Here is a 20919-nt window from a genome sequence, read left to right as displayed (position 1 = left end):
GATTTGGTTAACAAGTCGAATACATTATTCGGCTCGTTTTATTTTGTAAATTTACTGTTGAATCAATGGAGTTTGAAACAAAATATATTACTGCCGATATTAAGCTTTCGGAGTTTAATGGCAAGGCCTTTAAAACAGAGGTGATGTTTGAGCATCATATGCTGGTTTGGTTCATTTCGGGCGAAACAAAAATTATCCAGGCTGATGCAAGCTTTATTTTCAATGCAGGTGATGTTTTTCTTATTCCCCGTAACCAATTGGCTACTGTTATCAATTATCCAAAAGATGGGCACCCGCACAAGGCTGTTGCCATGCATCTTACCAAAGAGAGGTTAACGGACTTTTACGCCAGGCATAAGGCGATTGGCAAGGTACAGCCGCTTAAAAAAGTATATAGGTTTTCAAAGCATCCATTGTTGGAAAGTTGCCTTGCATCGCTGATCCCTTATTTCGACCTGGGCGAAAACCTCCCTTCAGATATAGCCGCGATTAAAATTGAAGAAGCTATCAGCATATTAAGAACAATTGATAAAAGTGTGGACGGTTTACTCGCTAACTTTGAAGAGCCGGGTAAAATAAACCTCACCGATTTTATGGAGCGCCATTACATGTTCAACATGACATTGGATAGGTTCGGGTATCTTACCGGCCGCAGCCTGGCAACTTTCCGGAGGGATTTTAAAAAGGCCTTTAATACAACACCACAAAAATGGCTGACAGAAAAGCGGCTGGAACTGGCGCATTACCACATAGCAGAAAAGCAACGAAAACCCATTGATGTTTATGTTGAAGCAGGTTTTGAAAATCTTTCCCATTTTTCATACGCGTTTAAAAGTCACTTTGGGTATCCACCCAATACCTTGCTTAATAAAATAACATCATTAAATAAAACTTTCTGATTAACAGTTTGTTAAATGGGTAGATCGATTTTTAGATATGGTCTTGTAAAATGAAAACCCACTTTGTCGCATTAACGCCAGTTGCGGAAAGTTTTATCAATGAACAAGCAGTTGCGGAATAAAACTACCGGATTTTAGTTTTAAATTACCGGGGAAATGTATTGGCCGTTTTTTTGAATTTTTAGTTGCTCAATACAACAAATTGGAATATTGCTTGTTGCGTTTATCATGTCAGAATCTCATCCGATATTTTTGCCCATCCCTTTGGTAGGAAACAAGGGGGAGTATACCAATAATTATTTGGCAAATATTTTATATAATGAATTGCCTGTCGCTGTTTATACTTGCGACAGTTTGGGCTATATTACCTCATACAATATAGCCGCAGAAAAACTTTGGGGCAGAAAGCCTGAAATTGGTAAAGATCTTTGGTGTGGTTCCTGGAAAATATATTATTTAAACGGGAAGCCTATGCCGCTTCATTTGTGTCCGATGGCCCGGACGCTTAAAGAGGGCGTTGCCATTGAAGGCGAAGAGATCATAGTAGAACGGCCGGATGGTACAAGAGTTAAAGTAAAACCCTGCCCGGCCCCTGTTTTTAATGAAGCGGGCATTTTAACGGGTGCTATAAATACCCTGATTGATGTAACACGATTAACCGAAGGAGAAGAAAAACAGGCTATGCTTGCTGCTATCGTCAACTCTTCTGATGATACCATTATCAGTAAAACATTGGATGGTATCATTACCAGCTGGAACCCGGCGGCGGAAAGAATGTTTGGTTTTACGGCAAATGAAGCCGTTGGTAAGCATATTTCACTGATCATTCCTCCTTCCCGTATCAAAGAGGAAGAATTTATTATCGGACAAATAACCAAAGGAAATAAATTAGATCATTTTGAAACTATTCGTGTAGCGAAGGACGGCCATGAAATTCCAATCTCCATAACGGTCTCGCCGATAATAGGGAGTGGCGGCAAGGTTATTGGCGCCTCAAAAATTGCACGTGATATAACGGAAAGAAAAAAAGCTGAAGAAAAACAGTCTATTCTGGCTTCAATTATTGATACTTCTGATGATACTATTCTGAGTAAAACATTAGGGGGGATCATCACCAGCTGGAACCGGGCGGCCGAAAAAATGTTTGGTTATACAGAAGCTGAGGTGTTAGGTAAACATATCTCCCTTATAATACCGCCAGTCCGCATGGGCGAAGAAGAATTTATAATCGGCGAAATTATCAAGGGGAACAGAGTTGATCACTTCCAAACCATCCGGATTGCAAAGGATGGCCATGAGGTCCCCATTTCACTATCAATATCTCCAATAACAGACAGCACCGGAAAAATCATTGGTGCCTCTAAAATTGCCCGTGACATCAGCGAACAGCAGGCTGGTCATGAGGCCACGCGGACCTATACCAAACGATTGGAGGTCATCAATACGATAATAGAAACCATTTCGGAAGAACTGGACCTGAATAAGATCATACAAAAAGTAACCGACGCAACAACCGAGCTAACCGGTGCGAAATTTGGCGCGTTCTTTTATAATACCGTTGATGCGAAAGGCGAATCAATGATGTTATACACACTTTCGGGTGCGCCTAAGGAAGCTTTTGAAAAATTTAGCATGCCCCGCAATACAGCCGTTTTCAATCCAACTTTCTCTGGGCATGGTGTTGTAAGATCAGATGATATTACCAAAGATCCCCGTTACGGGAAGAATACCCCTTATCATGGTATGCCTGAAGGGCATTTACCCGTTGTTAGTTATTTGGCGGTGCCGGTTATTTCCAGGGGAGGGGCTGTTATAGGCGGTTTGTTTTTTGGACATCCGGAGCCTGGGAAATTTACAAAAGAACATGAAAATCTTGTATCGTCTATCGCAGCGCAGGCTGCCATTGGTATAGATAATGCCAAATTATACGAGGAAGCTAAGGTTTTGAATGATAAAAAAGATGAATTTATTGGTTTAGCCAGCCACGAATTAAAAACGCCGTTAACAAGCATAAGCGCATATTTGCAAATTCTCCATCGTTTAGAAACCAACGAAAACAGCAAGAGGTTTGTGGATAAGACAATGCACCAGGTAAAGAAACTTATAACCCTGGTAAATGACTTGTTGGATGTATCTAAAATTGAAGCAGGAAAAATGCAGCTGGCCACAGAAAAATTTGAGATAAAAACTGTTGTGGAGAATGCCATTGAGCTGATACAACAATCCAACATCAATTACCAGATCATATTGGAAAGTAAAGTTCATAGTTTAAAAATAAACGGAGATCCTCATCGGATTGAGCAGGTACTCATTAATTTGCTGACCAACGCCATCAAATACTCACCAAAAGCAAATAAGGTGGAAGTATTTCTCAGCAATACAAAAGATCAGGTAACAATTGGTGTAAAGGATTACGGATTGGGTATTGCCGCAGATAAACTTTCGCAAATATTCTCCAGGTTTTTCAGGATTGAAGGTAATGACCCTGGTATATCAGGATTGGGCATAGGACTATATTTAACTAGCCAAATAGTCGACAGGCACAACGGTAAAATATGGGCTGAAAGTGAACTTGGGAAAGGTAGTACTTTTTGGGTTACGCTTCCTATTTAGAGGACGTGAGCTGAGAATATTATGAAAATGATTACAAGGGGCGGGCATGTTGAATGTCTGCCCTTTGTTGTTGTATGGTAAGCCGGTGATCCTTATATTTTGCACACCACGACTGTCGCAATCAGTGCGATCATGACGGTGAAGAACCAGAAAGTTGTGTTGTTTTTCATAATCTAATTTACCTGTTTAAGAGAGGATTATGGTCAGGATTGTGTCAAACCCTTCCCCTGATATCTATTTTCATTTCTTGGGGATGATTGAAAGGAAGGAAGTAAGGATTCACCGGCGGACTTAGTTTTCGGACAAACGGGGCAGCGGAACTCTGGGATCCGGTTACCGGAATTTACAGAGCCGGTGACGATTCAACATAGAAATATAAAGTAACTTCATAGCTTTGAATTAGAGACTCAAACAATGGTTTTACAGCCAATTTATACAGTTAGTAAATAAAAGTAGATCGATAACCACCCTATCAAATAACAGTACCCAATATGAAAATAAAACTAATACTTGCATCCATTTTATTGTGCTTTACGTCGTTTAAACCGGTTGAAACTACATGGACTGCCATTGGTGATTCGATTACTTACCTCAATGACCACCTGGACGAAACTGGAAATAGGGTGACCAAAGGGTATCTGACCAGGGTAGTAGAGCAACTGCCAAATATCAAATACATTAATCAGGGGCATAATGGTTGGACAGCTATTGGAATAGCTAAAGAAATTGACAACCTGGGGCTCAAAAAAACAGATGTTTATTCGGTTTTACTGGGCACAAATGATTGGTGGGCTGGGTTACCATTAGGTAATCTTGATGATTATAAAAATAATACAGGACTTAATACCGTATGCGGCGCTTATCGTATCATCATAAATAAAATAAGGTCGTTAAATCGAGATGCCAAAGTTATACTCATTACGCCATTGCAGCGGGGCGATTTTATTTACATAGCCGACAGTCATAATAACGCCACCGGGTCATATAACGCCAAAAATGGTCAGGAACTTTCGCAATTTGCCACGGCTGTGAAGGAAATAGGCAGCTATGAACATTTTAAAGTTGTAGACCTCTATAATAAAAGCGGTATAAGGATAAGTAACGTGGTGAAATTTAAAAGGCTGAAAGATCCCTTGACAGGAAATTATAAAAATTACAAATATCCTGATTATAAAGGGATCACTTTTAATCCGTCGACAGATGAATATCCTTATCCCCCCGAGGCAATTAATTATACCTACGATGGTCTGCATCCATCTGATAAGGGAAATAAAAAAATTGCCGATATGTTATCTAAAGAGATAATGGAAAACTAATCTGAATAGTTTCAATAGATTGGATTCACGCCCGGATGCTTAACTCATCAGAGCTTTAGTTTGTTTCTGGTTTTAATCGCATCTGTTAATACTTCAGGATTGCCGTTAACAACTCAGATCGGATGTTTCGTGAGAATTTGATATTTATAGTTTTTGGAAAAAACTGCAAATCTCATGGCATGCTTTTACTGTTCCATTTTCACCATTTATTTCCCCGGCAACTTGTTTTGCCGCAAGTGTATAATTGGGGTTTTTCAAGAGTAGAAGGAGTTGTTGTTGCAGATTTTTAACGGTTAGATTTTCTCTATAAATAACTTCACCCATGCCCAATCTTTTTACCCGGAATACATTATCTGGTTGATCATGGCTAAAAGGTACTCCTATCATTGGTTTTCCTGCCCGCATAACTTGAGCTACTGTTCCAATACCACCCTGATTGACTATTACAGAACATTTGCCAAACGCTTGATTAAATGGAATATAGTCGCTAACATAAACGTTTGAATCAAGATCAGAAGGGATATTTACATTATTATTCCCTTTTAAGATAACTGCACGGGTATTTATACCCTTTAGGGCTTCAAAGCAGATTTCGTAAAAATCTTCTGCTGTTTGTACTGCTGCCGTTCCCAATGTAAATAATATGGGCTGCTCACCTTCGTTAAGGAATGACTCAAGGGCCAGATTAACTGAAGAGTTATCATAAAAACAAAAGCCGGTAATGATATTATTTTGTGGCCAATCCGGTTGTTTTTTGGCAATAACAGATGAAAACAGGGAGAGTGTTAAATAAGGCGAGTGCAATTGTTCGAAAACCGGATCTCGGCCTTTAGGAAGTTTCAATTGTTTTCTAAAGGTATCAACAGGTTTGCCCCAGGATTTAACTACTTGCTTTGTTATATTGATAAACAATTTATTTGCCCCTCTGCCCAATTGAGGTAAATGTTGAAAAACAGGCGAAATCGGAAATACGGGTGGATCATATGATGATAAATAAATATTGGGCGATAGCGCACAGGATATCCACGGCATTTTTAACTTTTCCGCCACGATTGGCCCGGCATAGCAAATAGAATGTGTGATTAATAAATCTGCGGTTGATGCTATGGAAATTAAATCTTCATAGCTTTCTTCAATATGCCCGTAAATTACTTCTTTGATTATAAATTCACCGCCTCGTTTTAAATCCATCGCTTTTTTGGCGATTTCTTCATTATTAATATAATCAGAAAACAATGGCCTTACGAAATGAAAAGATAACCCGGTTTTTTCAACCGTGTCTTTATAAATATCACTTGTAGCAATTATTACGTCGAACCCGAGTTCTTTTAATTCTAATCCAATTGACAGGTAGGGGTTAAGATCCCCTAACGAACCAAAAGTGTAAATTACTATTCTCGACATATTAGATATATTATAGGCAAAGGTTTTTATTTAAAATCGAGCATTCTAAACACCTAATATATTAATATATCTACGCTTTTTTCACATATCACCATTCAAAAAGCTACTTTCAATAATTTTCACATATGAGCATACATTGCGGGTACTGGGGAGGCGCCCAGCTCCCCAAATCTATGCATATTTCTCTCCAAACTTACTCTTCATACAAGCTACAACCTGTTTAACGCCTTGCTGCTGATCCACGTTACCACAAAAAAATCCCGATCATTATAAATAACCGGGACTAAATTATTAACAAGACAAAACTAAAGCCCAAAGCATAAATACCATTGCTTCGGGAATAAAAGGGGCATAATAAAATAATAAATTTTAAGCCCGGAACAACTCTTCGATGCTATCTTTCGATGTTTGATTAATTTTTTCCATGTGGTATAAACATGAATATCAAAATCATAATTGGTATAATTACAACGAAGAATACATTTCTAAGTTGTACCGTATCGGCGTCACCGAGGATAACTGCTTTAAAAGATTTTGCCAAAGTTTTCATTTTATTTAATTAGTTTAAGTTTTAATATTTAAAAAAGTAGAGGAGGATTTTTCCAACTGCCAATTACAATTGAAACGAAATAGGTTCTATTAATTGCCGTTATTGAACTTTGCTATTGGTATTCACAGATTACGCCGGTTAGCATCTGCATTTAAGGCATTATGTATGCTAAGCTTGCGACGCCATATTAATTGCGACAGGTTTTCAGAGGGATAGCTTAACGAAGAAATTATAAAAAAAAGGGGAATGCAGGATTTGTTCTTAAATGAGATTAATACCCTGGCTAAGCAAGTTTGTTCTTATTAGGGAGCGTCTATAATTAATCTTTTATAAAGTCTGTTCTTTTATTTTTTCAATTATTGAAGTTGATGAATACCCCTCAACCAAATCAATTGTTTTTACCTCTCCGCCATTTGCAATAACCATTTCGGCGCCTACTATATTTTCAATTGAATAATCAGCGCCTTTAACCAATATATCGGGCATTAATGTGCTGATTAAATCAAGAGGCGTGCTTTCATCAAATATTACCACCGCATCCACAAAAAATAAGGCGGCTAATAAAGCCGCACGGTTATTTTGATCGTTTATTGGCCTGTCATTTCCTTTAATAAGTTTTACTGATACATCTGCATTAAGCCCTATAACCAATTTATGACCTAATTCTGCAGATTTAGCCAGGTAAGTGATGTGGCCAATGTGTAGAAGATCAAACACACCGTTGGTGAAGACAACTTTTTTACCTTCGCCCTGCCAATACTTTATTTGTTTTTTGAGTGGGGTAATTTGGCTTATTTTATCAAGTAATGTTTTTTCAATACCAATTTTCATATTCTAAAGATTGTTTTTGCCAGAAGTTGGTTGGTAACCTTCAAATATTTTTTTTAGGGCCACGGTAGTCATAGGTTTAATTATATAATCTTTAACAAAAGTATATTTCTTGGATTGTGATATTTCGTTGGGGTCAATTGATGAAGAGATGACATATACCAGTATTGATTTGCTGAATTTTTTATGTGCTTTCTCAAAATGTTCTAAAAAATCCCAACCATTCATGATCGGCATATGCAAGTCAAGAAATATAATATCGGGTAGTTCATCGGCATTATCCTTGTTTTTGTCTAAAAAATCAAGGATCGTAAAGCCATTATCACTATGTTTTATCTTGTCAAGATCCAGAGAGATATATAGTTTCAGCATTCTATTCACGATAAAATGCTGAATCGGTTCATCATCTATGATTATTAAATTCACATAATTTAGGTTAGTTAGGTTTAATTATTGAACTATTCGTATTGGTTTTTAATTACGTAACCTAATTCCTTTAACACTCTTTCCTTCTGGAACAAGGTAATATCAGATGTTACCATATCATTAACCAGCATTTTTAAATCATACTTAATCCTCCAACCTAATTTTTCAATAGCTTTGGTAGGGTCGCCAATTAAAAGTTCAACCTCGGTGGGGCGAAAGTAAGCTGGGTCTACAGCAACTACTTCTTTTCCAATTTCAACTAAGTAATCTATATTGCTGCAAGAGGTTACGTATCCTCTTTCATTAATACCTTCTCCTTTAAATTCAATTTCAATACCAACTTCATTAAAGGCCATTTTTACAAATTCCCTTACAGCTGTGGTTATACCAGTTGCAATAACATAATCTTCAGGTTTTTCCTGTTGCAAAATCAGCCACATAGCCTCAACATAATCTTTGGCATGTCCCCAGTCACGGCGGGCGTCAAGGTTTCCCAGAAATAGTTTATTCTGAAGCCCAAGTGCAATTTTTACAACTCCGCGGGTAATTTTGCGCGTTACAAATGTTTCTCCGCGAAGTGGACTTTCGTGGTTAAAAAGTATCCCGTTGCAAGCAAACATGTTATAAGCTTCCCTGTAGTTGACGGTTATCCAATAGGCGTATAGCTTAGCTACAGCATAAGGTGAGCGTGGGTAAAACGGTGTGGTTTCTGATTGTGGAACTGCCTGCACTAAACCATAAAGCTCTGAGGTTGAAGCCTGGTAAATTTTGGTCTTTTTTATAAGCTGAAGTATTCTTATAGCTTCTAAAAGCCTAAGTGTGCCAATTCCATCTGCATTTGCCGTGTATTCCGGCGTATCAAAACTAACTTTAACATGCGACATCGCACCCAGATTGTAAATCTCATCAGGCTGCACTTGTTGTATAATCCGTATCAGGTTTGTGGAGTCTGAAAGATCTCCGTAATGCATGATGAAATTTCTGTTTTCGTCATGCGGATCCTGGTACAAATGATCAATGCGTTCGGTGTTAAATAGCGAACTACGCCTTTTTATTCCATGTACCTCATAGTTTTTTGATAGTAACAATTCGGCAAGGTAAGCACCGTCCTGGCCGGTAATACCTGTAATTAGGGCAATTTTCTTCACTGTGATTTGATTTAGATTTAATGAATTATAGGTTTTTTGACGAAGCGGGTTGCCTATTCCAAATGAAATTTGGTTTAGTGCCGGGATTTTAAATAATATAAAATTTAAGCGGGGAGTAAGGGTGTAACTTATAAAGTTATACCAATACAATAGATGCAACCAACCGAATGTGGTATTAAAATTAAGGCGTAATTAAGTTATAGTTTTCAACCCCATAATGGTGATAATGGAGTGGTTTAAACCGGGAATTACCTGACTTTCTCGATATGCAGAAGGTTTTTTGGTCTGGAAAAAGAAATTTCAGACTCACTAAACAAGTAGTTTGAAGAAGAGTATTCATAAATCTTAACATCAGTTAAGGATACTGTTATAACATCCTTGCTTTCTGTAAATGATACTACTGAACCATAAAAAGTAAGGTCACGCTCTATGTCTGTCACATAGATTTTGCCATCGATGGGTGAAGTCATTACAGAAGAACCATTAAATGAAAAATACGGATACCGTTCCACTTTTTGTTTTTTTTCTGTATACGTACCATCCAGCCAATGGTTATACTTTTTATTAGATATTTTAATTTTTTTTCTGATGCTTTTTTTGATTTCTATATATGCTTACAAAACACGTAGCTAAAATTCATAAAATCACTTTAATTCCAGGTACTCAAGCGATTGACGATCTTCTTCATTGACCTTTATTGGTCGGTCCTCTAAAATGCCGAGGATCTTTTTAAGTATGCTATTTTTATTTAAATGGTTCTCGGCATATATTCGTCCATTTGATTTTACAAGGGAGTTATCAAGTGTACAACATGATAGAATTGCATTTTCAAGTGATCTTAAATTTTCCGATGGTATAACTACACCCATCCTGTTATCATTTATAATTTCAAATAAATTTGTTCCCGGTTCGGCTGTAACTAAAGCCAGGCCGCCTACTGCTAATATGGTTGTTAATTTTGATGGCATAACCAAATCGCTTGCGCTCTTTTTTTGAAGAACCAGGTGTATATCAGCCATGTTTAAAAAATTATTGAACATATCGGGTTCCTGTAAAGGCACAAAATGTACATTATGGAGTTTCATTTCCCGGGCACTTTCTATAAGTTTTTCCTTATAAGGCCCGGTACCGCAAATTACAAACTTTATAAAGCCCGATGATTCAAGTTGTTTGGCAACTTGAAGTATACCATCCAATCCTTGTTTTTCACCAATACTGCCAGAGTATAATACTATTTTATCTTTTGGATTAAAGCCCCATAGTATTTTCAGTTCGGCGTTATCATATAAGGGACAATAAGTGGCTGTATCAACCCAATTAGGGAAAAATAGTATTTCCTTGTCTATTTTGTTTGATACTTTTTTTAACATCCCGGCAGATATGGTACTTACAAAATTTACTCTTTGCATAATTTGCTTTTCAAGTGCAAAAAGAGCTTTGAACGCCGCCTTTGATTTAAGTATTTCCAGATCGCGGGCTGCTTCTATCTGTAAGTCCTGGATATGATAAATTATTTCACCTCCTTTAAAAAAACGATATATCAGCGCCAGAAAACCTAAATGAAAGGGGGGAGCTATGCAAAAAATATAATCTTTTTTTGGCTTAAATAACAGGTAAATAATCATTACCAACGACGATAGAAAGAAACTGAATTCCTGAATAAGTCGTTTTAAGCCACTTGGCTGTTCGGGAACGTACATGGGGCATCGGTAAATATGTAATTTACCGTTCTTTAACGTCTCTCTTTTATAAAATCGGTTTTTATAGGGCTTTTGTATTTTCCAGTATGGATAATATGGAAAAGCGGTCACTGTAGTACAATAAAAATTGTTTTCAATAAGCCAATCAACCATTTCACCTGTGTATTTCCCTATGCCGGTAAGTTCTGGTGAAAAATTAATTCCTATTATAAGCACACTTTTTTCTTCTGGGGCCAACATGTCTAATAATTTTAAAAGTGTTATTGAGTATTATGATATTGTTTATTTTGTTTGGGAAAACAGGTGAAATCACGCTGATTTTTTTGCGAGGCACATCAAAGAGAGCGCACTTGCATTGGCATATGGATTTCTTCCGGAAAGTAAGTTGCCTAATTGGTATTTAAGTTCAGGCAAACCTTTTTTTCCAGCTAATACTTCCTCACCAAGTTCATGGTTATGCGGGAAAACGCTTACACGAAAACCAAGCGGTTCAAGTGTATCAGAAAACAGAGCGTTGGAAACGCCATGCCCTGGTTTGTGATGAATTTCGCAGGCCAATCCCCAAAATTGCTGGCTCTGCGTTTTATGAAAGCCTCGACCGGTGATCCTGTATATTAATTTTCTGCTGTTCCATAGTAGTTTAGCTATACCCTGGTAATCCCATGCGCTTAATTGCGGGTCATGGTCTGTTATCAATATTCCACCGGGTTTTACTAAACGTGCTGCCTCTGCCAAAACAGCACCCATGTTTTCGCAATGGTGCAGTGCGGCGTTTAAGGTAACAACATCAGCAAATCCGGATATAAAGGGTAGGGAAGTGGCATCAGCCAATACACTGGTGTATCCCAGGTCATTTGCTAATTCAAGTGATTTTGGCGCAACATCAATACCGATTAAAAGCTTTGGTTTACCTTTTAATGTTGCATAAATATTCCCTGGTCCACAACCAATATCCACAACAATTTTATCATCCCAACTCCCTATGGCGGCCAACCATCTTCTTTTAAATGAATCGCTCCGGTGGCAGTAGGTTAAATATTCTTCGGCCCACTCAGGCTCATTAAAATAATATGCATTGGCTTTTATTGCCTCTGATATTTTATCAATAGTAAATTCAATATATTTATCATGGTGTGTATAATTTGCACCTGCTTTTAAAAAAGAAGTAATTGGTAAAACCTGGTACGCTTTCATAATTTAATTGGATTAGGTTTATGAACTGAATTTATTTTTTGTAACTCTTTCTATAACTGTTGCGTATAATGGTGTAGATTATTTACAAATCCCGGGGCGAGTCTTAGATGTGTAAATGGCTTTAAAAAAACTGGATGACGTGTAATACTTGGATAGATAACAGCAAAAAAAATAGGTTATGCTTTACTTTAAGGGAGACTTATTTAAGTTCCAGCTTTATTGAAATTTCTTCTTTTTGAATTGGAGGGATAGCTTTTATCTTATCTTTTCGTTTCAATAAAACCTCTCTCATTTTTATTGTAATCATGTGTTCATAAAAAGAGAGGTTTACGCAATATATTAATCCGGGTAAGCCTTCAATAAAACCTAAGTTGAAGACATAAGCCTGTATAAATCTTAGCAATGGCCAACCGGGCACTTTACTGAGCCATGATTTAAGTGCCGGGTTACGCGAACTGCCATGCTTGCTGAAAATGTTTTTAAATGGCGGCTGGTTATCCAAACGGGCAATAGCTTCCAATGTTGAATAGCGATTGTGACGTTCTATCCAATGCGACCATCCTTTTGAAAAACCAAAATGAAGATATGGCTCTTTTAAATATTCAACTTTGCCAATTACCTCATCTTCTTTTTGGCCATGACCAAAATCGGTATAGTTTACCCTGCCTTTTCTTATAAGTCTTAATTGCCATTTAGGAAAGTTATCTGAGTTTTTAAGCCATTTTCCTTCAAGCATCATTTTCCAGCAGCAATAGAAGCCCGCAATATCATCACCAGCGTTGTTGATAGCGGTAAGTACCGCTTTTTTAAATTCGCTGGTGGCCACTTCATCCGCATCTAAAAAAAGTATCCAATCATATTTGATTTTAATATTTTCAAGTGCAAAGTTTCGCTGTTTTCCAAAACTCTCAAATGCGTTAACTGACAACTTTGCTCCGTATGATTTTGCAATTTCACAGGTCTTGTCTGTGCTTAATGAATCAAGAACATGTATATCATCTGTCCATGTTAATGATTTTAAGCATATAGGAAGGTCAGTTTCCTCATTTTTTGTTAGAATTATTACTGATACCATTTTTTATAAAATTGAATCAAAGGATATTTTAAAATTTTCTTTTTTAGGAATGTTAAGATTTGTAGGAAGACCGGTTAAGTGCTGAGCCAACCGTGCCGCAAAAGCCCCTAAAATAAAAGTGGGATTAGCCTGGCCTGATGTTGGAAAAACAGAACTGCTACATACATATATGTTATTAGTACCCCATACTTTTAAATTTTTGTCAACAACACCCATATCCGGTGAATCGGCAATTCTTGTAGTTCCGGACTGGTGAAGACCATCTTTTGACATCTTTTTAATTGCTCCAGGTAAATCCTCTTTACTAAACCAATAACTTAGTTCGCCGCAATTACAATCCTTTAACCATTTATCAAGTGCCTCGTGTAGTTTTATTACCGAGTCAACATCGGCAACTGTAGGCGAGTAGTTTATAATTAAGCTTTCACCATCTGATCCAAGTTTCATATAGTTGCCTGCAAAAGGGATCTGCTCTGCGTGAAAATGAAGTGCATATGTATTTTGCGGACTATACAGAAATATCCCCGGTAGTTTACGCTTAAGGCAATATCTTTTATAAAATATGGATGCCGGTTTTAAAAGTGAGTTTGGCAATCCTCGTACTATATTACCTAAATGTGCAGGTACCTTGTTTACTTTGCCTTTGGTGATGGAATGTGCTATAGCCGGCGGCGCTAATTTTTTGCCCAGTACCGGCGTTATCATCGCCATGTACATGAATGACATTGCCCCGCTTTTATGTTTAGGGTCAAAATATAAAGGGTTATCAAGCCAGATAGCTGTATTTAATAAATTGTTTTCTTTTAGAAACGTTGTATCAAACTGAAAGCGACGCCTGGTATATGAACCATCAGTATCTCTTGAAAATGAATAATCGGTTTTTTTAGGATCGCCCGAAAAGCGTACAGAAGCTATTTTTCCGGATATATGCCCCTGGTAATATTTACCCAAAGCAAAAGGCGGGGCTCCTAATTGTTTAAATAATTGACTGTTACGTAGTAGTATACGAGTGCTTTCCTGTGCTCCGGCAGCAAGTATAAATCTGCCTGCAATTATCTTTTTTAGTTTTTGTGTTTCAACTTCCCTAATTATTAAAAAAGAGATGTTATTGTTTTCATCAGGTTCGGCAAAGTCCCTCGCTTCAAAGCCTTGTAAAACCGATAAGTTTTTTTGCGCTTCAATATCGGCGCTATAACGTTTTCCAAATCGGGTTGGCATACTGTAACGTTCCAGTACGGCATCTGTAACTATACCCTGTTTAAAACCATCGGCAATTGGTTTATGATTTAGATTTGATGAGCCAGGAAAGGTAAACTCTGGTTTGCCGCATTCAAAATATTTAGCGGCAACAGGTACATGAGCCTTAATTTCTTCAAATATGGATTCGTCCCAGGTGCAGTTGCCGTTTAAAATAGGCCGGTCAATAAAATCAATGTCATCATACATAACACACCTGCCGCCCCAGGTGGCTGATGTGCCCCCTAAGCCTTTGTTTGTACACTCGGATGGAATATGGTGATTTTGCTGATTTTTAACGTGTATTGATTTATCGAGATTGTTTTCACCAGATTGTTGTGGGGAGCCATATTCAACTAATAGAACACTGTTTTGTGGATTTAGGCGAGCGTACTCTAACGCGACAATTATACCGGCGGGGCCGCTCCCTAAAATACAGATATCATAATCTGGCAGAAGATTGTTTGCGTTCATACCTATGCTTCTTTTAATGGGGCTAAAAAATTGGTTCGCTTTTTAAGTGGTATTGCCGGGTGACCTCCATAAACCGTCCATGGCTCCAGGTCGCGTGATGTTACGGAAGCGGCTCCTAAAACACTGCCCTCCTTACAATATACACCAGGCAGCACTACTGCCTTTGAACAGATCCATGTATAGGGGGATATAACTATTTTCTTCATGATATAGGTAAAATCGGCCGTATTATAATCATGAGTTGCTCCGCATAAATATGAATTTTGCGATAGGATAGCGTGATGACCCAAATAAACTCCTCCGGGATTATAGATCTCAACACCGGGGCCAATGGTTACTATTTCTTCGGTTTCCAACAACCATGGGGCCCATATTTTACAGGAGGGATAGATAAAGTTTTTTTCTCCCAGCTTACCTCCGAATGCCCTTATTACTAAAACACGCCATTTATGCATTGGGTTGGGGGTCCATCTGCATAATATAATCCAGGTTATGTTCCAGGCAAACCTTTTTAATTTATTACCGAACGAAAATACAGGACGTAAATATCCATCCTCACTATCCGTGCTGTGGTATGAAAGCATAAGTAAATTTTTGTTTTATTTGATTAGTAGCTTAGGCTTGTTTTAAAAACCTCCTGAAAACGGCTTATAACCGTGCTTACCGCAAAATGCTTTTCATAACAACGGCGGGCGTTATATCCCATTTTTTTCTTATCTGTTGCAGATAGTTTATTCCACTCGTGCAGCAATTTGTAGGTTCCCTCATGAGTATTATCGGCAACCAAAGCTCCACCTGTTTCTTCAATTTCGCGCCAGATGTTTACCTGGTTGGATATTAAAACTGGCTTATTACAGGTTAACGCTTCAACTACGGCAATACCAAAATTTTCCTGGTGACTTGGAAGTATAAAGGCTTCACAACCATAAAATGCTCCCCATTTTGCCGCTCCTGTTAACATGCCCGGAAAATGCACCAGTTTATTTAGTAAAGCCGACGCCAATACTAATTGCTGTAATTGTGTTCCGTATATAGTATTCAATCCCGGGCCGGCAATGATAAGTTTGGGTATAGTATTTGGTTTGCCTTCGCCAGTACGAGCAATTTGATGCTCAACCATTTTTTGATAGGAATTAATCAATAGATCAACGCCCTTTTTTTCATTGATCCTACCTAAGAAGAGTAAATAAGGGCTGTCTTTTATATCAGGAAATTTACTGTTATAAGCCAATGTCATTGCGGTATTGTAAGCTGGGGGCGCTTCAACCCCCAGCCCTACAACAGTCTCCATTTTAGGTGTATATGGCCAGAAAGGCTCACGTGCAAGATGAAGCTCAGTTTCGCAGGTAAAAAGTATTTCATCGGCTTTATTGATAGTGTTTTTTTCAATTAAGCCCCAATAAACAACATTTCGTAACGCTTTTATTTTACGGCCTTTAGCACGTTGAAAATAGGGGTCGAGCATCCCGTGTGGCATAATTAACAACCTTGGTAATTTTACCGCGGGCACAGTTTTTTTTAACCTGCCAAAGGCTTTGGTAACCGCGTAACTGTGATAGAGCCAAAGACCGTGAACTATAACTACATCAAAACGCGCAATGTTTTCTATAAGCCAGGGGAGTAATTTTTTGCTGTAATACCATGCGTTTTTGGCTGGCCCTAATGCATGCTGTATATAGTGCCCGTTACTGTTAAAAATAACCTCGTCCAAACAAACCACTTCGTTATCAATCCCCGATTCCTGTAAACCACCGGCAATTATTCTTACTGCTTCGCAAACGCCTCCTGTTTTAGGATCCATACTGCTTATAACATGAAGTACTTTCATATCTATAAACTAATTGGTAAAACGGCGTTAACTTTTGTTTTTTTCATATCCACAATTTCCATTACCGCTTGTTTAACTTCGTTTACTGTTATTGATAGGATGCATTTTTTTTGCTGAACGGAACATACTTCCAATCCGCAACCGGCACATTCCGGTAGTTTGTAAAGTATTTTATTATTATTTCCCCTTGGAAACCACTGGCCGGGCATATTCCGTGCGGAGTAGATACCAACACATGGGATGCCGGCGCAGGCAGCCAGGTGTATCGGGCCGCTGTCATGACCGATAAATAATTCAGCTTTTTTTAGCAATGCGGCAGATATTCGGGGTGTGATTTTGCCACATAAGTTAACTCCATCTCTACCCCATGCTTTAAGGCACTCTTCGGCCGCATGTTCATCATCTTCGGCACCCAGGATAATTAATGTCCAATTTAATATTACTCCTGAAAGTTGCGCCAGTAATGCTTGCCAGTTATCAATACCCCAATCATTTGCCTGGTTTTTGGTCCCCAACGATATAGCAAAAACCGGCTTTCCCTGGGCCATTACATCAATATATTTGTTTGCAGCATCAGTTTCGGTTTTTTTAAGATGGAGATCCCAATTATTAGGATCATTAAAATCAACATCGCCTAATACTTTTATTCTCCTGGCTAATCTTTTAGCTTCCCATTCGTCTATTCCCGTTTGGGGATCAACGCAGATCTCAAAGTCTTCCTTTTTTAAGCCATCAAACCCAATAAGGTTAGTAATGCCGGCAGCCCTAAAAAACAAGCTGTCTCTAAATAGCGCTTTTTTTGAACGGGTAGGGGTAATGCTTACTACAGTATCAATTTTAAGTGCCCGTATTTGCCTGATAAGATTAAAAAGTACGATGATACTTCTTGTGCCAACCGGGTAATTTATAGTACGGTTAAAAAAGTATTCAGTTCCTAAAATAGTTTCTATGGCTGCTGCTTTAGTCATTACCGGCTTATTGGTCAGCAAAGTAATATCTGCAAGGGGAAATGAATTCTTTATTTTATGGAAGCTGGGTAAAGCCATGATGGTATCACCAAGGCTGCCAAGGCGGTAAATAAGTATCCTGTTGTTTTTTGAAATACCCATATAATGTTTTTATTATTAATGCTTTAAGCTTTAAAAACTGGGACTGATACTTAGCCGGCTAAATGCTCTGATAATCCATGTCGGCTTTTTCAAGCCAATCTTCAAGCTCATTGTACATCACGGGGGCGGTACCAACATGAGCAACCACACAACCCGCGGCAGCGTTTGCCAAACGGGCGGCTTCCGCAGCATTTGCGCCGCTTGCCAATGCCGCTGTTAATGTTGCTATAACGGTATCACCGGCTCCGGATACATCAAAAACCTGGCGGGCAACTGTAGGTAAATGTTCCACTACTTCGCCGCGATGGCTTATAGCCATGCCATCGGCTCCCAGTGTTACTATCAAAATTTCGGGGTTGTAAATATCATGTATGCGTTTGCATATTTTTTCGAGCGGATATTTTTCACCGGGCGAAGGTTCTGGCAGTTCGGCAAGTTCCAGCGCTTCTGATCGGTTTGGAGTTAATAACCCAACTCCCCGGAATGAAAGACGGCGGGCTGGTTTTGGATCAACAGCTACCAGTAAATCAGGAAGTGTTTTGGCTATTTTTAATACCGAATCCATTAACGACTGGGTGATAACGCCCTTCGCGTAATCAGATATGATCACTGCATCAACTTCTGATAAAACCTGGCTTAACATTTTTTCAAAATTGGGGGCTGTGTCAATGCTGTAGCATTCGCGCGTATCTTCACGATCTATGCGGCAGAGCTGTTGTGAATGTACAACAACACGTGTTTTGATAATGGTTGGAGCCTGGAAAAGTAACTCAGGCTGCACATATTTAACGTTTTTGCTTAATAGTATGTCTACCAGTCGCTTGCCGGCATCATCCTGTGTGCAATGGCCCATTACATTGGTTTTTACACCCAGGTTTGTAAGGTTAAGGGCAACATTGGCAGCGCCACCTGCCGTGTAGGTATCTTTTGTTACCTGCACAATTGGAACAGGCGCTTCCGGTGAGATCCGGTGGACGTTACCCCACACATAGTGATCAAGCATAAGATCACCTAACACCAATATTTTAACATTGCCAAGTTGTTTAAGTAATAAGGATAAATTCATGATCATGGGGTTAAGGTGTTCCAATCTGTAATGTCAAGTTCTTCAAGCCATTGATGCAGGATCACGGTGTGCAGTTCCTGGATGCGTGCGGTAGTATTGCTGGGAATTATAATTTCATGGTTACAAGTACCTTTTATAGCACCTCCATTTTTACCACCAAGGTAAATTGTTGTGATGCCTTGCTTATGAGCCTGGTTAAAAACCTCGATGATATTCGCGCTATTGCCGCTGGTGCTAAAGCCAACAATTACATCGCCCGGTTTGCCAAGTCCTTGTAATTGCCTTGAATAAATTTTGTCAAACCCATAATCGTTACCTATACAGGTTATCGCGGTAACATCGGCATTAAGGCAAATAGATGGCAAGCTGCGGCGTTCGGCCTTGTATCGTCCTACAAGTTCTTCAGATAGATGGAGTGCATCTGCAGCACTGCCGCCATTGCCGCAGGTGATTAACTTACCGCCGTTTAAAATGGCGTTTTTGATAGCTAAACCGGCTGCGTTTATACTATCTTCAAGTATTTTGCTTGAATATAATACATCAATCAATTCGTTTACAGATTCTGTGTAGGACGATGCGATCATATTTTTTAATAACATATAATAGGGGTATAAATTTTGAATGGATTATGCTGTAGATTTTATGGAGTTGCTGAGCGTGTTACTGTGTTTCCATAGTTTTCACCAGCCATAGTTTGCGGTTGGGTGTGCGTAAAGCTGCCAGTGTAATACCACCGAGTATAACATCAAAGCCCAGGGATGTTGGCTGTGCCCATTGACCTTGCATAATGGCCAAAATGCCAATGCTGCATATCATCCAGGGTAAAAAGTCGTTTGAAGCAATTTTACGGAAACTATCTATGGCCAAATTGTATACAAATGATATCCGGATTATAATTACCGAAAAGCCCATGATAATCCCCATTTCGCCTATCAAACGGCCCCATTCTCCTTCGGATATCAGGTACACCGTATGATCGCCGGCAATAAGCATACTGCCAACACTGGTGCCCATCCCTAATCCGTAACCAAAAAAAGGTTTATCTGCCGATTCAATTATTGCGCCAACCATCCCACCTAAAAAACGGTCAACAAACACACCCGATACACCGCCCTCCGTTTCATTGGCACTGGTAAACCTATGTGTGAATACCTCCATGGGGGTAGCAAAAAAGCTTAATTGACTTAACACAGCAAAAGTTATAATGAGCACTACCACAGCCAAAACCATTTTGCCAAGGTATTTTGGGTTACGCGATATGGCTATTAATGAAAATAATAAACATGCCAGCACCAGTGATAATAAACTCCGGCTAATTGATAGGGGGATAGCTATTAATACGCCGAGTGTAGCGCCTATAAGTACAAGGCGGTTGATGCTTTTAGGAGTGAGCCAAAAATAAAATACGTAAGCGGCAGAAAAACCAAAAAATAAAGCAGTTCCGTTGGTGAAGGAAAAGGTTGCAGGTGGACGAAAGAATCCCATTGCTCCGTCAAAACCGCCGCCTTTCATATCGCCGCCAACACCTCTATTTACCCATGCAGTTTGCGGACTATAAAACTGCATGGCAATTAATATAGCCATCGGAATAGTTATCCATATAGTTGCTTTGCCTATTTTTATGACATCGTTCCTATCAAACACCCTGCCTATAACAAACATTAAAGGGAAGTGAAACATTAAAATGCGGGCTCCGTAAATGGCTACCGCAAAGTTGCCGTGGCCAAATGCCAGTGCTGTAATTATGCCCAACGCACCAATAACAATCATGCCGTTTACATATAAATTAACTGGGAGAAGATTGCGTTTCCATGCAAGTAAAACCAGCCAAAGTGCTAACGGGTCACGAACTACAAGTAAAGGTGTTGATAAACCGGGCAATACCCATTTACGTAACGCGCCTTCAAAAATTAAGAGTAAAAAGTAGGCCCAGATTCCTTGTTTAAGTAACAGGTTGGGATCTTTACGTATAATGGGTTTTGCTAAATGAAACCTTTTTGAACGATTGTTGCCCCCCAATTTCATTGCGGCAGGAATTTCAATTGTGGCCATA

At 38.9% G+C, this 20919-nt stretch carries 17 protein-coding genes; 3 read left to right on the top strand and 14 right to left on the bottom strand.

The genetic code is table 11. The features are described 5' to 3' along the window. Positions 1-65: 65 nt before the first annotated feature. The 3 genes from AC1DYB_RS23860 (at position 66) to AC1DYB_RS23850 (ending at position 4828) form a co-directional block, all read left to right on the top strand. Entirely contained in the window at positions 66-899 is an 834-nt protein-coding gene (locus tag AC1DYB_RS23860; protein WP_477438576.1) for an AraC family transcriptional regulator, read from the top strand. A gap of 228 nt (positions 900-1127) precedes the next feature. After that, the gene (locus AC1DYB_RS23855) at positions 1128-3512 is read left to right on the top strand and encodes a PAS domain S-box protein (RefSeq protein WP_477438573.1); all 2385 of its coding nucleotides are present in this window, start codon (positions 1128-1130) and stop codon (positions 3510-3512) included. 491 nt (positions 3513-4003) lie between these two features. After that, positions 4004-4828 carry an SGNH/GDSL hydrolase family protein gene (locus AC1DYB_RS23850; RefSeq protein ID WP_477438571.1) on the top strand — a complete coding sequence of 275 codons (825 nt, stop codon included), beginning with the start codon at positions 4004-4006 and terminating at the stop codon, positions 4826-4828. Between the two features lie 144 nt (positions 4829-4972). Here AC1DYB_RS23850 and AC1DYB_RS23845 read toward each other — a convergent pair whose 3' ends face one another. The 14 genes from AC1DYB_RS23845 to AC1DYB_RS23780 all read right to left on the bottom strand — a co-directional run bounded on the left by AC1DYB_RS23845 (position 4973) and on the right by AC1DYB_RS23780 (position 20918). After that, positions 4973-6232 carry a glycosyltransferase gene (locus AC1DYB_RS23845; RefSeq protein WP_477438569.1) on the bottom strand — a complete coding sequence of 420 codons (1260 nt, stop codon included), beginning with the start codon at positions 6230-6232 and terminating at the stop codon, positions 4973-4975. Between the two features lie 877 nt (positions 6233-7109). Next, positions 7110-7613 (bottom strand): D-glycero-beta-D-manno-heptose 1-phosphate adenylyltransferase, encoded by a 504-nt coding sequence (gene rfaE2, locus AC1DYB_RS23840; protein ID WP_477438567.1) that lies wholly within the window; start codon positions 7611-7613, stop codon positions 7110-7112. Between the two features lie 3 nt (positions 7614-7616). Further along, entirely contained in the window at positions 7617-8036 is a 420-nt protein-coding gene (locus AC1DYB_RS23835) for a response regulator (RefSeq protein WP_477438565.1), read from the bottom strand. Between the two features lie 32 nt (positions 8037-8068). Further along, on the bottom strand, positions 8069-9184 hold the full coding sequence (gene gmd / locus AC1DYB_RS23830; RefSeq protein ID WP_477438563.1) for a GDP-mannose 4,6-dehydratase: 1116 nt from the start codon (positions 9182-9184) through the stop codon (positions 8069-8071). Positions 9185-9828: 644 nt separating this feature from the next. Beyond that, entirely contained in the window at positions 9829-11124 is a 1296-nt protein-coding gene (locus AC1DYB_RS23825) for a WcaI family glycosyltransferase (protein ID WP_477438561.1), read from the bottom strand. A gap of 69 nt (positions 11125-11193) precedes the next feature. Next, positions 11194-12078 carry a class I SAM-dependent methyltransferase gene (locus tag AC1DYB_RS23820; protein ID WP_477438559.1) on the bottom strand — a complete coding sequence of 295 codons (885 nt, stop codon included), beginning with the start codon at positions 12076-12078 and terminating at the stop codon, positions 11194-11196. 199 nt (positions 12079-12277) lie between these two features. After that, entirely contained in the window at positions 12278-13153 is an 876-nt protein-coding gene (locus AC1DYB_RS23815) for a glycosyltransferase family 2 protein (RefSeq protein WP_477438557.1), read from the bottom strand. A gap of 3 nt (positions 13154-13156) precedes the next feature. Next, complete coding sequence (locus AC1DYB_RS23810) at positions 13157-14863, bottom strand: GMC oxidoreductase (RefSeq protein ID WP_477438555.1); 1707 nt, start codon at positions 14861-14863, stop codon at positions 13157-13159. Between the two features lie 2 nt (positions 14864-14865). Continuing rightward, positions 14866-15447, bottom strand: a complete 582-nt coding sequence (locus AC1DYB_RS23805) for an LbetaH domain-containing protein (RefSeq protein ID WP_295719204.1) — start codon at positions 15445-15447, stop codon at positions 14866-14868. Between the two features lie 23 nt (positions 15448-15470). Continuing rightward, entirely contained in the window at positions 15471-16691 is a 1221-nt protein-coding gene (locus AC1DYB_RS23800; RefSeq protein WP_477438553.1) for a glycosyltransferase, read from the bottom strand. A gap of 2 nt (positions 16692-16693) precedes the next feature. Continuing rightward, positions 16694-17800 carry a glycosyltransferase family 9 protein gene (locus tag AC1DYB_RS23795; protein ID WP_477438551.1) on the bottom strand — a complete coding sequence of 369 codons (1107 nt, stop codon included), beginning with the start codon at positions 17798-17800 and terminating at the stop codon, positions 16694-16696. A gap of 58 nt (positions 17801-17858) precedes the next feature. After that, positions 17859-18866 carry a bifunctional heptose 7-phosphate kinase/heptose 1-phosphate adenyltransferase gene (locus AC1DYB_RS23790; RefSeq protein WP_477438549.1) on the bottom strand — a complete coding sequence of 336 codons (1008 nt, stop codon included), beginning with the start codon at positions 18864-18866 and terminating at the stop codon, positions 17859-17861. 2 nt (positions 18867-18868) lie between these two features. Further along, positions 18869-19465: a D-sedoheptulose-7-phosphate isomerase gene (locus tag AC1DYB_RS23785; RefSeq protein ID WP_477397908.1), complete on the bottom strand. Its 597-nt coding sequence runs from the start codon at positions 19463-19465 to the stop codon at positions 18869-18871. A 61-nt stretch (positions 19466-19526) separates the two neighbouring features. After that, positions 19527-20918 (bottom strand): hypothetical protein, encoded by a 1392-nt coding sequence (locus AC1DYB_RS23780; RefSeq protein ID WP_477438547.1) that lies wholly within the window; start codon positions 20916-20918, stop codon positions 19527-19529. Between the last annotated feature and the right edge of the window lies 1 nt (position 20919).

Source organism: Mucilaginibacter sp. P2_A4 (assembly GCF_056405015.1).
This window is presented reverse-complemented; position numbering and strand designations above follow the sequence as displayed.